Below are 13,774 nucleotides of genomic sequence, written 5' to 3' on the forward strand. Positions count from 1 at the left end.
CCCGTGAATCCGGTCTATGATTTCAAAGGCCAGGTGGCGCTCGTCACCGGCGCGGCCAAGGGCATAGGGCTGGCTGCAGCACGCGCCTTCGCCGAAAGCGGTGCATCGGTGATGCTAGCCGATCTCGATGGCAAGCTTGCCGAACGCGAGGCGCAGCGGATCGTCGCGGATGGCGGCGCCGCGATCGGTGTGGGATGCGATGTCGCCGACGAGGCGCAGGTTGCGGCGATGGCGGATCGCGCGGTCGCCGAATATGGTCGGCTCGACATGGCGTTCAACAATGCGGGCATTCAGGTGCCCCCCATCGGATGCCGCGGATGAACCCATCGAAAGCTATGAGCGGGCCACCGCCGTCAACCAGCGCGGCGTCTGGGCCTGTATGAAGCACGAACTGCGCATCATGCGCGCGCAAGGCTCCGGCGCGATCGTGAATTGCTCCTCGCTCGGCGGGCTTGTCGGGCTTCCGGGACGCGCGGCGTATCATGGGACGAAACATGCCGTCATCGGCATGACCCGCAGCGCCGGCGTCGAATATGCGCCGCGCGGAATCCGTATCAATGCCGTCTGTCCGGGCACCGTCGACACGCCGATGGTGCAGGAGATGCTGGGCGGGCAGTCCGATGCGATGGCCGAGATCATGAAACAGCAGCCGATCGGCCGTCTCGGGCGCGCCGAAGAGGTTGCCGCGGCCGTGCTCTGGCTCTGCAGTCCGGCCGCAAGTTTCGTCATCGGCGTCGCGCTGCCCGTGGACGGAGGCTTCACCGCACACTGACCCGGAGACGACGCGCGGTCCGTCGATATCCGGGAAGAGGCGCGCGTTTGATGCCTTTCCGAGGCTCCGTTTGCAACAATGGGGTTCCAATTACGGACTGTCTGAAATCATCGTGTCCCGAATGCGGTTCACGCCAATTTGTCAACGTCGCCTAGCAGTTGCCTTGCACGCCATCAGCACATTCTCCAACGGATTCAACGTCTTTTCCTGCGCCTTCAACTGTGTTGCAAGCAGACAGAACCAGTATTCCGCCAATTGCGAAAATTGTCAGAAGCTTTTTCATTGTCTCTCTCCAACGCGAGGGCGAACAGCCCTCCGTTTGAGACTACGGCTTTTCGCATCGATTGTTCCGCTGCGTCGGCTCACGCTAGCCGAAGCGTTCAAAATGACCGCCAGGCTGGGGGAGGGGAATGGAAGGGCTACTCGAATACAAGCGCGCAGACATTCGTTCGGCGCAAGAAGGCGGTTTCTCTCGGCTAAGGGCGTGGCGATCCGTCTTCCCCGCACAGAAATGATGAAGGTCAGCTTCGTCGCGAGGCTCGCCAAAAGCTGACCGGCCGCAATCGGCCAATCGGCGGCGAATGGGCACGTTGCATAAGCGTATGGCCGGCGGTCGGGATAAAGGGAGGGTGGTCCGCACGGCTGGCGCTCCGCCTTCTCGACGATCATGAATGAGCGAGCAGCCTTGCTGGAACGCGATGGCGACCGGCTGATGATCGACATGATACTTGTCTATGTACCGAAAGGCACCTTGCTCGACATTTATCGGAAAGGGGCTATTCCAACTCCTTAACCGTTTATATTTTGGAGTTGTCGGGCCCGCCATATTCTCCTTGTCGAGACGGCGCCGTTCCACCCGGTCCACAAAGCTTCCTATTCGCTATCGGTACGGACGGGCAGCGAGCGGAGACCCCGCATCACCAGCCCCGGAATCCATTCGAGCCGATGATCGGCCGAAACGCTGAGATCGGGAAAGCGCCGTGCCAAGTCCTGCACGATGGTCCGCGAAGCAACGCGCGCGATGCCTGCGCCCGGGCAGATATGGGGGCCGCGGCCGAAGGAAAGATGCTGCGCGAGTCCGGCACGGGGGCATTCGAAAAGCGAGCCGGCCCTGAAGATCGATGGGTCGCGGTTCGCGGCCCCGAGGGCGATGAAGACCATATCGCCCTTGCGAAGGGTCATGCCGGCCATTTCGAAATCCTCGCGCACATAGCGCGGTGTTGAAAGTTCAAGCGATGGGTTGAACCGCAAACATTCCTCGATGGCGCGCACGGCAGCATCGTCATCCGCCGCCACCGTTCGCCAGGTTTCGCGATCGCCGGCCAGCAGCCAGACCGCGGACGACAGCAGATGCCCCGTCGTCTCGTAGCCGGCCGAAAGAAGGAGATAGGCAAGAGCCATTGCTTCGCGGCGGTCCAGATCGCCTCGCGACGCCGCTCTGCGAAGCGCTGCCCATGCGCCATCGCCTGCATGATCGGCCTTCTTCCCGGCGAGGCCTGTCAGATAGGCTTCGATTTCGTCCGCAATCTCGGCCGCCTGGTCCGTTCCGTCCAGATCCGACCGCGTCAGCCTGTCGTTCCACGCGTGTATCTTTGCCATGTCGTCGAGCGGAATGCCGACGATCGTACAGGCGATCTCCAAAGCCGCGGGCATGGCAACATGGGCCACAAGATCGAAGTGCGTTTCGTCGCGGTCGAGGATCGCCAGGCGGCGAGCGATGATGTCGCGTGCCAGAGCCTCGATCCTGGCGCTCGTCCAATATGCCAGGGCGTGACGGAGCTGGCGGCGAAGCCGCGTATGCTCGGGCGGATCGGTTACGAGCAGGTGGCGGTACAGACGATGTGTTCCGGGGGCGGATTGATCCTGAAGCGGCGATGCTTTGGAAAGCCGGCGATCGGCCAGAAAGCTGCTCGAAAGTGCATGGTCTGTCACCAGCCAAGCCTCGCCGCCGAACGGAAGTGCGAATTTTAACAGGGGGCCCCTTGCGGCTGCGAGCTGGCTGACCGCGTCGATGCTGCGGCTTTTGAAATCGGCGTCCATGAAGGGCAGCGACGCCAATATGTCCGACAAAATTTCTTCTCCGGCCAAAGCGTAAAACGATATCGGACTTGACATTCTGTAACCTAAGTTGACATTATCCAATCGAAATCTTTCGATTTCGGGTCGCGCCCTAATTGGAGGAATGTAACATGCAGGCCAATTTGAACGTGATGCGCCGCGAGTTCGAAATCTTGAAAGAGCGGATGCTCGCTGGCGGCGATATCGATTTCAAAGCTGTATCTGCTGCCGCGATGGTGAGCGCGGAGGATGATCTTCACGCCGGGCATCGCTGCCCTTGGCATACGTGCCAGGCAACGCGGCACTGATCTCACTCTAGGACTCCGATAATGTCGGGGCGGACGGCGCTTCTTCATGATTATGAAGAAGCGCTTTCCTTTTTATGCGAACAACTCGGCGATGACTGGGCCGTGCGCCGATGGCGGGACGGAAACTGCTGCTGGCAGTTTCACGCGCCATCGGCCGCGGCGGATGTCGCGCAGGGGTGGAAGGTGCATGTCGCCGTTGCGGTCGGCGAGGCGGCGGTTTTTGTCCGCACGCTGGCACCGCTTCTGGCGGAGCTGCGCGTCCCGTTCAAGCTTCCGGCCTCGCTCGATGCGATTGCCGCGATCAATGCCGGGGAAGGTGGAGCCGAACAGGTCGGCAAGATCGCGACCCTCTATCCTGCCGACGATGCGCGCGCACGCGAGGCCATTCACGCCGTCGATCGGCTGTGGCCGGCGAGCGCGGCGCCGGCGATCCGGACGAGTTTGCATGTCCGGCCCGGCTCGGCCGTGGCCTTTCGGTTCGGCGCGTTCGATTCGCGCCACCGGATCGTCGATAGCCGCGGGATCATCCATGCTGCCGTGCGATTGCCCGATGGCCATTTCGTCGCGGACGAACGGATCATCGGGGGAAAGCCGCCGGCCGGGATCGAACCGCCGCTTCCCGGCTTTGCGGCCGTTGGCTGGGATGACGTCGCCGGAAAGCATATGACGATCGGCGACCGGCGCCTGGTCCTTCTGGGGGAAATCAAGCAAACGGTTCATAGCCGACTGCTGTTCGCCGCCGACCGCGACAGCGGGGCGACGCTGGTCGTTCGCCAGCGCGCGCCGGGCGAGACGCGCTACCCCGACGATGGCAGCGCCGAAGAGCGGATCGCGCGCGAATTTCAGGCGCTCGATGAAATCGGTGGAAAGCGCGGATGCGCACCGCGCGCGATCGCCTGGTGCGGCGGTGACATGCCGAGCCTCGCGATGGAGGATGTCGAGGGTAGCCTCCTTTCGGAACTGCCGCGGCAAATGCGTGTGCGGTTGATGCCGTCGATGGCGAAGGCATTGGCCGAGGTGCACCGCCGCGGCTGGGTCCACGGCGACGTGAAGCTGGAGAATGCGATCGCCCGCGACGAGACTGTCGCCCTCATCGATTTCGAGCTTGCCGAGCGCGCCGGTTCGCGCATTTCGGGGCGCGGCACCGACGCTTACATGCCCCCCGAAGCGGCGAACGGCGCGCCCGCGCATCCCGCCCAGGACATTTATGCTCTAGGCGTCAGCCTCTTTCATGCCGTGACCGGCTTTCCGCCCGGCCTGCTCGCGCTTCGGCCGGGGCTCCTTGCTGGTCTCCTCCGCCGCGAGGGAGCAGGGCAGGCCGCCGATGTCGTGGAACGGATGACCGCCGAGGACCCGATGGAGCGACCGTCGGCCGAGGCAAGCATCGATCTCCTCGCGGCGCTGAGCGAGGACGCCGCGTCATCGGGCGAGACACTCGACGCATCGCTCGATGCGTCGCGCCTTCGCCTGGCTATCGAGGCGGCGGTTGCGGCAACGGCGGACTTTCGAATGGAGGATGGCGGCGCGCGCTACTGGCGCAACGCGCATTTCCAGCGTCATTTCGAATGCGAGGCGATCAATATCGGCGCGGCCGGCATCCTGATCGGCCTGTTGGTGGCGGGCGGCGCGGTCGGTGCCGATTGCCGGAATGATATCGCCGGAGCGGCGGAGTGGCTTGCCTCGAGGCCCACGGACGGTCAGGCGGCCGGGCTTTTTACGGGCAATGCCGGGGTTGCTTTGGCGCTTGCGGCTGCCGGACGCGCGCTCGGCACGGATAAATATAGTGCGGCTTCGCGTGCCCGCCTTGCCGCCGCCGCCGCGGACGACCGCGAACTCGACCTGTTCTCAGGCAGCGCCGGGACGCTGTTCGCCGCCGCCGCGATATCCGAGCTGATCGAGGAGGATTGGCCGCTCGACCTCGGCACGGTCGCGAAACGGAAGCTGGATGATGGCAGGGCCACGGTCGACGGTTTGGCCGTCTGGCGCGCTGGAGAGGGCGGCGGCTCCGACTTCCTCGGCTGCGCGCACGGGAGCGCCGGTATCGCCGCGGCGCTCGGCTATTGGGCGAGGCGCACCGGCGACCATGACGCCGCCGCCCTCTCGGTGGCGACGTTGAAAGCGCTCGCACGGCGCGAGATGGACGCCGCGAATGAACAGGGCATGCGAATGCGCCTGGACAGCGACCAGTGCCACGCCCCGGGCAATTGGTGCCACGGAACGGCCGGTTTCTTGTGGTCGCTGCTGGCAGGCCCCGGCGCGGGCCGCGAACTGACGGAGGAAATCGATTGGGCCGTCGCGTCGCTGGCCGACCTGCCCGCGATCGCCACGCCAACCTATTGTCACGGCCTGGCGGGGCAATTGGAGCTTTGGCAAATGGTCTCGGCGATAGAGCGGCACCAGACGCTCGCCGCGGACAAGATCGGCCGCCTGACCGCCAGCCTGGAGTTCATGCGGATCGGGACGGGCGGGCATGGCGTCTGGATATCCGACGATCCGTCGATCGTGACGCCCGACCTTTGGGTCGGCTTCATGGGCCCGGCCGCGGCGCTGGCGCTTGCGGTGCAGGACGAAAAGCGGACCATATTGGATGGCGGACTGCTTCGGGATGCCGCGGGCCGATGGGGCAGGGGAAGGCGCGGAGGGACGGATGACGGCAGATGAGTTGAAGCACGCCCGGGCGGCCTTTGAGACCGATGGCGTCGTCCGCATTCCCGCTGCCCTATCGCGCGCGCAATATGACTCGGCGGAACGCCTGTTCGACTGGAGCATCGCCAATCCAGGCCCCTATGCCGGGGACGTGCTGGCGGGTGTCGAAGGCTCGTTCTTTCAGGATCATGCGAACCCCGAAGCCCTTTCGCATTATCGCGCTTTCGCGATGGAAAGCGGTTTGGCCCCGCTGATCGCCGGTGTGCTCGGCACAAAGGACCTGTGGCTGCTCTATGAGCAGGTCTGGCGCAAGGAAGGCGGCGCCACGCGGCGCACGCCCTGGCATCAGGACCTGCCTTACGTGCCGATGGCGGGTCATCATATGGCGACCGCATGGATCAGCCTCGATCCGGTTGCGGAGGCCGCGTCGCTCGAATTCGTTCGCGGATCGCATCGGGGGCCGCTCTACAATCCGACGGCGTTCAGCGCGGCGGACGAACGCGCCGCGATGTTCGCGGACGGCATCTGGCCGCCGCTGCCCGAGATCGAGGCGGATCGGGGCGCTTTTCCCATCGTCCGGTGGGCGGTCGAACCGGGCGACATATTGCTGTTTCACCCGGCGATCCTGCATGGCGGCGCGCCGACCGCCGCCGGGACGCGGCGGCGAACCATATCCTTGCGGGTGTTCGGCGACGATGTCACCTGCTGCCCCCGCCCCGACCAGGACCTCGCCGAGGTCGACCGGCTGGCGGCGGACGAGGCATGCGGTGACCCGATCCGAATCCTGGCCGGCGAGCCCGACGGAACGCCCTTTCGCCACCCCGCCTTCGCCAAGCTCGTCTGATGCCGTTCGACGTCGTTCCGCGGTCGCAAGGGTTCGGCGCCCTGGTGCAGACCGACGATTCGGCCAGCCTGTTGGAGGAGCGCACCCGTGAACGGCTGAATGATGCGCTCAGCCGGTTCGGTGTTTTGATCTTCCCGGGACTGATGGCCGACGATGCTCTGCATGTCGCGCTGGCCGGGATTTTCGGCGAAGTTCAGACCTTCGGCGCGAAGAGGATTTTCCGATCGGCCAATTTCGATGAGGACGGCGCTCTCTTTCGACCGGATAGCGACAAGGCGCGCCTCTTGCGCCTCAACTGGCTGTGGCACAGTGACGGTGTCTACCGCGAACGCGGCATCCGGGCCGTCCTGCTTCGCGCCGAAACGATCGAAACGGGGTGCGGGGACACGGAGTTTGCCGACCTCGCGGCAGCCTTTGACGCTCTTCCGCAGGATTTGCGGAGCCGAATAGAGACATTGTCGGTCGAATATAGTTTCGAACATATGATCCTCGGCGCGGATGTGCCTTCAGTGTCGGCCGACGAGCGGTCGCGGCTTCCCCGGGCGCGGCACGCGTTGGTCCAGACTCTTGCCGACGGGCGCAGATCGCTACGGTTGAGTCCGCCCTATATGGAGCGGGTCATCGGTTGGGGCTGCGACGAAAGCCAGGCGCTGTTTCACCAGTTGGCCGATGTCGCGACGCGCCCCGATTTCCTGTTCCGGCATCGCTGGGCCGCGGGCGACCTGATTGCGTGGGACAATCGCTGGACGATGCATCGCGTGCTTCCGTACGACGACAGGGGGCTGCGGCGGGATATGCGTGGCGCGGTAGCGCTTGCCTGAACGGGCGGGATGAGACGCGTCAGAATTCGTAGCCGAGCCACGCGATATCGGATTGGTAGCGGCGGGCGATCACCTCGCGCGTTTCCGCGTCGTAAAATTCCCGGTAGTGGCGGCGGTCGGGCGATTGGTTGACGTGCGGCAGGGCAATAGGCTCGCCGAAAATCCGCGTCGATATCGCGGCGAATTGCCGGCTGCACTCTTCGAACCGGATGATGTGATCGACCAGGCTTTGTCCGTTCTCGTCGTGCACGAAGGACCATTGCGGCATCAGGTGCCGCTCTTCGTTGCTGCCTTCGGGGGCGGGATAGGCTGCGAGAATGAAGTCCCGGAAATCCATCTCGCGCGCATATCTGTATTTATATTCGGACACCGCGCGGTCCCACGGGTTTCGCACGACGGTGAAGCGGAAATAATCGTTGAAATCGATCGGCGCCAAATGCCCCTTCGCCAGATATTCCCCCGCGGTGAGATGGGCGAGAAAGGGCGGGCCGGCCTCAGGATCATGGTTGGTCGTCAGCAGCAGCGGGCCACGGGTGGCCCAATCGAGGCCCATCTTGTCGAGAAAAACCTGCTCGATGCTCTGCCCCCCGGTTTTCGGGATGTGGATGAACAGCGTCTTCCAGCGATGGCAGATCATTTTTGCCCCAGTCAGATTCGGTAATTTCCAATGTCCGTTTAGCGGACGATCGTGCTTTTTGCCGCTGTAATTGAGTATGGGCCCTAATTGGGTTGCAAATCGGAACCATTCGCGGTCTTCTGAAAATCCGAGAAGGGGAGAGTCATATGCGTAAACGTGGGATCATTATTTTGGGCGGCGTCGCACTGGTTGCCGTTGCCGCGGCGACGGTTGCGGTGCGCACCGCGGGCTTTGCTCCCGCGAACGTCGCCGACGGAAGCGATGTCCGGATCGCCGCCGCTCCCCCCTTCGACCTCGACGCTGCCGTTCGCCACCTCAGCGAGGCCGCGCAGATTCCCACCGTGTCGAACCAGGATCCGGCCGACAATCAGATTGCCGAATGGGATCGGCTGCACGCCTGGCTCGCCTCCACCTATCCCGCCGCGCACGGCGCGATGACGCGCACCATCCTGCCGAACAAGACGCTCGTCTATTATTGGCCCGGCAGCGACGCCTCGCTCGCGCCGATCATTCTGATGGCGCATCAGGACGTCGTGCCGGTGACGCCCGGAACCGAGAAGGACTGGAAATATCCGCCTTTCGCGGGAACGATCGCCGACAATGCGGTGTGGGGCCGCGGCACCGTCGACGACAAGGGGTCGCTGATCGGCTTGTTCGAGGCGGTCGATGCGCTGGCGAAATCGGGATTCAAGCCGAAGCGCGGCATCTATCTGGTTTCGGGCCATGACGAGGAAGCCGGCGGGTCCGGCGCGATCGCAGCGGCGGCGAAGCTGAAGGCCGAGGGTGTCAAGGCGATCTACACGCTCGACGAGGGCGGCCTCATTCTCGCCGATACCCCCGTGATCGACGGCCCCGCGATCATGATCGGCATTTCCGAAAAAGGCTATGCAACCCTGAAGGTCACCGCGAACGCGCCCGGCGGCCACAGCTCGATGCCGCCCGCCGAGACGGGAGTGACGACGCTTGCCAAGGCGGTGCTGGCGATTGCCGACAAGCCGTTCCCACTGGAGATTCGCGGCCCCGGCGAGCAGATGATCGAAGCGCTGGCGGCGAAGAAGGGCGGGACGACCAAGATGGCGGTCGCCAATCAATGGCTGTTCGGGCGGCTGCTCAAGGGCGGAATCGCCGACACGCCCTCGACCGCCGCGGCCTTCCACACCACCATCGCGCCGACGATGCTGGAGGGCAGCCCCAAGGAGAATGTCCTGCCGCAATCGGCCAACGCGCTGATCAACTATCGCATCGCGCCATGGAATAGCTCGGCCGACGTGATGGCGCGCGCGAAGGCGGCGGTCGGCGATGCGAAGGTCGATCTTAGCTGGGTCAAGCCGCCGCGCGAGCCCTCGCGCGTGTCGTCGACAAGTTCGCAGGGCTGGAAGTGGATCGCCGCCGCCGCGCGTGCGGAAGCGCCTGACGCGGTGCTGACGCCGATGCTGGTCGTGGCGGGCACCGACAGCCGCAGCATGGAGCCGGTGTCGGAGGACGTCTATCGCTTCATGCCGCTGCGCGTCTCGCTCAAGGAATCGGCGATGATCCACGGCACCAACGAGCATATGGCGATCGACAGCTTCAAGCGGATGATCGATTTCTATGCGCGGCTGATCGCGACGTCTGCGGGATAGACTTGAGCCCTCAGCCTGTCTAAGGCGCCCGCACGGTCGGGGAGTAGCGCAGCCCGGTAGCGCGCCTGCTTTGGGAGCAGGATGTCGCAGGTTCGAATCCTGTCTCCCCGACCAGCTTCCCCAAAAGGCCCCGTGATTGCACGGGATGCGTATCTTGAACGCGCGCCAATCACCCTTAACGCGCTGATAAACATTTGTCTTTAGGACGGTCCCTCGCAAATGGGACCAAGGCATTTGAAAATGGTGGGCATTCGTCCGGGGAAATGGATTGCGGCGCTGTGCGCGCTGATCGCGTCGCTGTGCGCCGCGAGCCCCGCGCTTGCGGCCAATTGCTATTATGCGACGTCGCAGGGATCGACCGGGCCCGCCGACTGGCAAACCTATTGCTGGCTCGACCTCGGCGGCTACAACGACACGAGTGCGCGGAGCACGAACGGACAGGCTTTTTCCTACACCTTGCCCGACGGCACGGTGATGAGTTTCCGGCTGAAGGTTTCGGGGGCGGCCGCGACTTCGGCGGCAGCGCCATCGTGGACCGGGGCGGCGGTCGGTAACACTGCCTTTCTCGGCATCGCGGGACGTCCGATCCTCTATCAGACCGCGGCGGGCACGACGACGGTGACGATTTCGAACATCGCGCTGACTCCGCCGGCGTCGGGAACGATCGGCAATTTCATGTTTGTCGCCGCCGATGGCGAGTCGAGCAACGAGAATGAATCGCTGCGTTTTCAGACCAACGGCGGCGGCTGGCAGGAACTCGACCGCGCCGGGCCGATCAGCGGATCGACCTATCCTTCGGTCGCGGGCATCGGGACGAGCAGTTTCACCGAAAGCGGCGCTGCGGGGACGGTGGGCGCCTATATCATGGGGTCGACCTCGCCGACGCAGGTGACGACCACGATGGTCGGTGGCGGGCTTCAAGGGGCGATGTTCGCTGTGCGCTTCGCCTCGATCCGGCTCAACACCCAGATTTCGGGAACGCGGATCAATGCCGCCGACCAATTCGCCTTTTCGATCAACGCCACTGGCGGCGGCGGGACGCTGGCGGCGGGCACGTCGAGCGGCACGGGACTCGGCCCTTTCACCGCCGCCGCCCTGTCGAGCACCGCGGCGATCCCGCTGACGCTGAACCAGGCGATGGCAGCGGGCAGCAGCAGCGCGCTCGGCCAATATCGATCGACGCTGACATGCAGCAACGCCGCATCCGGCTCGCCCACCGTCTTGCCGAACGGCGTCGTCACCACCTCCTACGATTTCGGCACGCTGCGCTTTGGCGATGCCGTCCAGTGCAGCTTTACCGAGACGCCCTATCCGCATCTCCGCCTGACCAAGGCGCTGGCGGCGTTGGGGCGCCAGTTCGCGGGCGACCAGTTCGTGATGACGATCGCGCAAGGGGCGGCGGTCACCGCGACGACGACCACGACCGGCACGGGGGCGAGCGTCGGCAATGCATCGACCGCGCAGACGCAGGTCGCCGCGGGAACCGCCTACAGCTTCGACGAGGCCGCGTCGGGAACGACCAGCCTCAGCCAATATTCGGCGGTGCTGAGCTGCACCAACGGCGCCTCCTCATCGACCGTGCTGCCGACCGTCGTCGGCGGCAGCGTGACGCCGCAGATGGGCGACGTCATCAGTTGCACGATCACCAACACGAAACGCGCATCGAACGCCACGCTCGACATCGCCAAGACGTCGGCGCTCGTCTCCGATCCCGTCAACGGGGCGATCGACCCCAAGGCGATCCCGGGCAGCATCGTGCGCTACACGCTGGAAGTTCGCAACAGCGGGCCAGCGTCGGTCGACAACAACAGCATGTTCATCGTCGATATGCTGCCGCTTCAGATTTCGGTGGGGACGGCGGCGAATCCGGTCTTCACGCAAGGGTCGCCAACGAGCGGGCTGACCTTCGGCACGAACGATATCCGCTATTCCAGCTCGGCGACTCGCCCCGCGAGCTTTGCCGCCTGCACCTATGCGCCGATCGCGGCGTATGACCCGGCGGTGAAATATGTCTGCCTGCGGCCGCGCGGCACGATGGCGGGGTCGACCGGCGTCCCGACCAGCTTCACGATCAGCATCCAGGCCCAGATCAAATAGGCTTTGGGCAACGAAAAAGGCGGCCTTCCCGAAGGAAGACCGCCCTTGTTCGTTTCAGTCATTGCCCCGAAGGGCTGCGACTTACTTCTTTTCTTCAGCCGGAGCAGCAGCCTTGGCGTCAGCGGCCGGAGCAGCGGCAGCAGCCGGCGCAGCAGCGGCGTCGGCAGCGGCCGGAGCGGCAGCAGCGTCGGCGCCAGCAGCGGCAGCGTCGGCACCAGCGGCGGCGGCATCGGCGCCAGCAGCAGCGGCGTCGGCGCCTTCTTCAGCAACCGCGTCCGCAGCCGGAGCTTCGGTGGTGGCAGCTTCGTCAGCAGCCTTCTCACCGCAAGCGGCGAGGGCGAACATGCTGGCGGCAACGGCGATAGCAGCAAACTTCTTCATGATGTGTGGGCTCCCTAAAATGCCTTTCCGCGCTGGGGAAACTTTCCCGTCCCGCGAGCGGCGGGATTTAGCCTTTCCGCGTGAATCGTCAACAAAAATAATTGAGATGTCCCGTGCGCGCGGAAAACTGTCATTTCCCCGAAACAATCAGGGAAGCTCGGAATCGCTGCTGTTCGCGAGAATCGCCAAAGTCGCGGTCCAGGCGACAACATTTTGTCGCAATTGCGCCGGATCGACCTTGTCGAGCGTGTCGTCGGGTGTGTGGTGGATGTCGAAATAGCGGGTGCCGTCCTGTTGCAGGTCGACGATCGGCGTGCCGGCGGCGGTAAGCGCGCCGATGTCGGTGCCGCCGCTGGCGGGAGTCCTGCCGGGCGTGATGCCGAGCGGCGCGAGCGCCGCCGCGATCCGCTCGGTCAGCGGCTTCGCGCTGTCGGGCAGCTTGAAATCGACGCGCCAGACGCGGTCGGCGCCGAAATCGGATTCGAGCGCGGCGGCGTGGCGTTCCTTGCCGTGGGCATCGAAATAGGCCTTGCCCCCGAACCCGCCGACTTCCTCGGCGCCTGCCCAGAGGATACGGATCGTGCGGCGTGGCTGGCCCGCGGCCATGACATGCCTGGCCGCGGCGGTGATGATCCCGCACCCGGCGGCATCGTCGATCGCGCCCGTGCCCTGATCCCAGCTATCGAGATGGCAGGCGGCGATCACGGGACTCGCGGCGGGGTCGCTTCCCGGCACCTCGGCGATGACATTGCCCGATGTCTGCTGCTCCAGTCGGCGCGGCGTCAGCAGCAGCTTCAGGCGCAGCGCGCCCGGGCGGCGCTGCCATTGACGGACGAACTGGTCGGCGTCGGGGCCGGAAATGGCGGCGGCAGGGATCGGGGTCACACCATCGTCGAAATTGGTGACGCCCGCGTGCGCGATGCGATGGCTGTCGGTGCCGATCGAGCGGATGACGATGGCGAGCGCGCCCTTCTTCGCCGCCACGCTCGGCCCCATGAAGCGCCCGCGCCCGAAATAGCCGTAACCGCTGCCGTCCTGCGCCGCCTTCATCTGGTTGTCGACGAAGACGATCTTGCCCTTCACCGCACCGTCGGGCGCGGCGACGAGGGCGTCATAGCCGTCGAAATAGGCGACCTCCGCCTCGAGTCCCTTCGGCCCGGTCGCACCGCTGTTGCCGAGCCCGACGACGGTCAGCTTCTGCGGCAGGAAGGGTGCGGTGAGCCAGGCCTCCTCTTCGCCTCGCTGCCATACCGGCATTTGATAGGCCTCCTCGCGGACATTGGCGAAGCCCATTGCTTTCAGCCGGTCGACGGCCCAGCGCCGCGCCGCGGCTTCGCGATCGCTCCCTGCAGGGCGCGGGCCGATTTCGGTGGTCAGGTCCTCGGTAATCGACCAGGCCGGATCGTCGCCGGTTTGCGCCAGCTCGACCGCGTTCGGCGCGGCGCTGGCGGAGGTTGCGAGAAGCAGGGCGGCGATCCCGGCAAGGCGGGCGGAGGTGGATGAGCCTGACATGATGCCGTCCTAGCGGGCCATCTCCGCACCTCGCAAGCCTCGATTGCCTCTTCGTCACCCCGGACTTGATCCGGGG

13 protein-coding genes and 1 tRNA gene are annotated in these 13,774 nt (G+C 65.0%); 10 read left to right on the plus strand and 4 right to left on the minus strand.

Annotation, left to right across the window (positions count from 1 at the left end):
- The first annotated feature begins 3 nt into the window (after positions 1 to 3).
- Both OJI97_RS15240 and OJI97_RS15245 read left to right on the plus strand, forming a co-directional pair.
- On the plus strand, positions 4 to 321 hold the full coding sequence (locus OJI97_RS15240; RefSeq protein ID WP_297664861.1) for an SDR family NAD(P)-dependent oxidoreductase: 318 nt from the start codon (positions 4 to 6) through the stop codon (positions 319 to 321).
- Positions 281 to 772: an SDR family oxidoreductase gene (locus tag OJI97_RS15245; RefSeq protein ID WP_297664863.1), complete on the plus strand. Its 492-nt coding sequence runs from the start codon at positions 281 to 283 to the stop codon at positions 770 to 772. The genes OJI97_RS15240 and OJI97_RS15245 overlap by 41 nt, the downstream gene beginning before the upstream one ends.
- A 151-nt stretch (positions 773 to 923) precedes the next feature.
- On the opposite strand, the gene OJI97_RS15250 is transcribed toward OJI97_RS15245, so the two are convergent.
- The gene (locus tag OJI97_RS15250) at positions 924 to 1,055 is read right to left on the minus strand and encodes an entericidin A/B family lipoprotein (RefSeq protein ID WP_297664864.1); all 132 of its coding nucleotides are present in this window, start codon (positions 1,053 to 1,055) and stop codon (positions 924 to 926) included.
- Between the two features lie 590 nt (positions 1,056 to 1,645).
- The gene (locus OJI97_RS15255) at positions 1,646 to 2,860 is read right to left on the minus strand and encodes a cytochrome P450 (RefSeq protein ID WP_297664866.1); all 1,215 of its coding nucleotides are present in this window, start codon (positions 2,858 to 2,860) and stop codon (positions 1,646 to 1,648) included.
- 101 nt (positions 2,861 to 2,961) lie between these two features.
- Between OJI97_RS15255 and OJI97_RS15260 the strand changes: the two genes are divergently transcribed.
- The 4 genes from OJI97_RS15260 (at position 2,962) to OJI97_RS15275 (ending at position 7,449) form a co-directional block, all read left to right on the plus strand.
- Positions 2,962 to 3,138 carry a hypothetical protein gene (locus OJI97_RS15260; protein WP_297664867.1) on the plus strand — a complete coding sequence of 59 codons (177 nt, stop codon included), beginning with the start codon at positions 2,962 to 2,964 and terminating at the stop codon, positions 3,136 to 3,138.
- Between the two features lie 102 nt (positions 3,139 to 3,240).
- Entirely contained in the window at positions 3,241 to 5,799 is a 2,559-nt protein-coding gene (locus OJI97_RS15265; protein ID WP_297664868.1) for a lanthionine synthetase LanC family protein, read from the plus strand.
- Complete coding sequence (locus tag OJI97_RS15270) at positions 5,786 to 6,628, plus strand: phytanoyl-CoA dioxygenase family protein (protein ID WP_297664869.1); 843 nt, start codon at positions 5,786 to 5,788, stop codon at positions 6,626 to 6,628. The genes OJI97_RS15265 and OJI97_RS15270 overlap by 14 nt, the downstream gene beginning before the upstream one ends.
- The gene (locus OJI97_RS15275) at positions 6,628 to 7,449 is read left to right on the plus strand and encodes a TauD/TfdA family dioxygenase (RefSeq protein WP_297664871.1); all 822 of its coding nucleotides are present in this window, start codon (positions 6,628 to 6,630) and stop codon (positions 7,447 to 7,449) included. The genes OJI97_RS15270 and OJI97_RS15275 overlap by 1 nt, the downstream gene beginning before the upstream one ends.
- Before the next feature lie 19 nt (positions 7,450 to 7,468).
- On the opposite strand, the gene OJI97_RS15280 is transcribed toward OJI97_RS15275, so the two are convergent.
- Positions 7,469 to 8,086, minus strand: a complete 618-nt coding sequence (locus tag OJI97_RS15280) for a sulfotransferase family 2 domain-containing protein (RefSeq protein ID WP_297664872.1) — start codon at positions 8,084 to 8,086, stop codon at positions 7,469 to 7,471.
- Between the two features lie 146 nt (positions 8,087 to 8,232).
- Between OJI97_RS15280 and OJI97_RS15285 the strand changes: the two genes are divergently transcribed.
- The 4 genes from OJI97_RS15285 (at position 8,233) to OJI97_RS15300 (ending at position 12,204) form a co-directional block, all read left to right on the plus strand.
- On the plus strand, positions 8,233 to 9,708 hold the full coding sequence (locus tag OJI97_RS15285) for a M20 family peptidase (protein ID WP_297664874.1): 1,476 nt from the start codon (positions 8,233 to 8,235) through the stop codon (positions 9,706 to 9,708).
- A gap of 37 nt (positions 9,709 to 9,745) precedes the next feature.
- Positions 9,746 to 9,822 (plus strand) — tRNA-Pro (locus OJI97_RS15290).
- 126 nt (positions 9,823 to 9,948) lie between these two features.
- A complete protein-coding gene (locus OJI97_RS15295) occupies positions 9,949 to 11,805 on the plus strand; it encodes a CshA/CshB family fibrillar adhesin-related protein (RefSeq protein WP_297664876.1) in 1,857 nt (618 codons plus the stop codon).
- Between the two features lie 45 nt (positions 11,806 to 11,850).
- Entirely contained in the window at positions 11,851 to 12,204 is a 354-nt protein-coding gene (locus OJI97_RS15300; RefSeq protein WP_297664878.1) for a hypothetical protein, read from the plus strand.
- A gap of 129 nt (positions 12,205 to 12,333) precedes the next feature.
- Here OJI97_RS15300 and OJI97_RS15305 read toward each other — a convergent pair whose 3' ends face one another.
- A complete protein-coding gene (locus OJI97_RS15305; RefSeq protein WP_297664880.1) occupies positions 12,334 to 13,698 on the minus strand; it encodes a M20/M25/M40 family metallo-hydrolase in 1,365 nt (454 codons plus the stop codon).
- Positions 13,699 to 13,774 lie beyond the last annotated feature (76 nt).

It is taken from the genome of Sphingopyxis sp. (genome assembly GCF_025869345.1).
GTDB lineage: Bacteria > Pseudomonadota > Alphaproteobacteria > Sphingomonadales > Sphingomonadaceae > Sphingopyxis.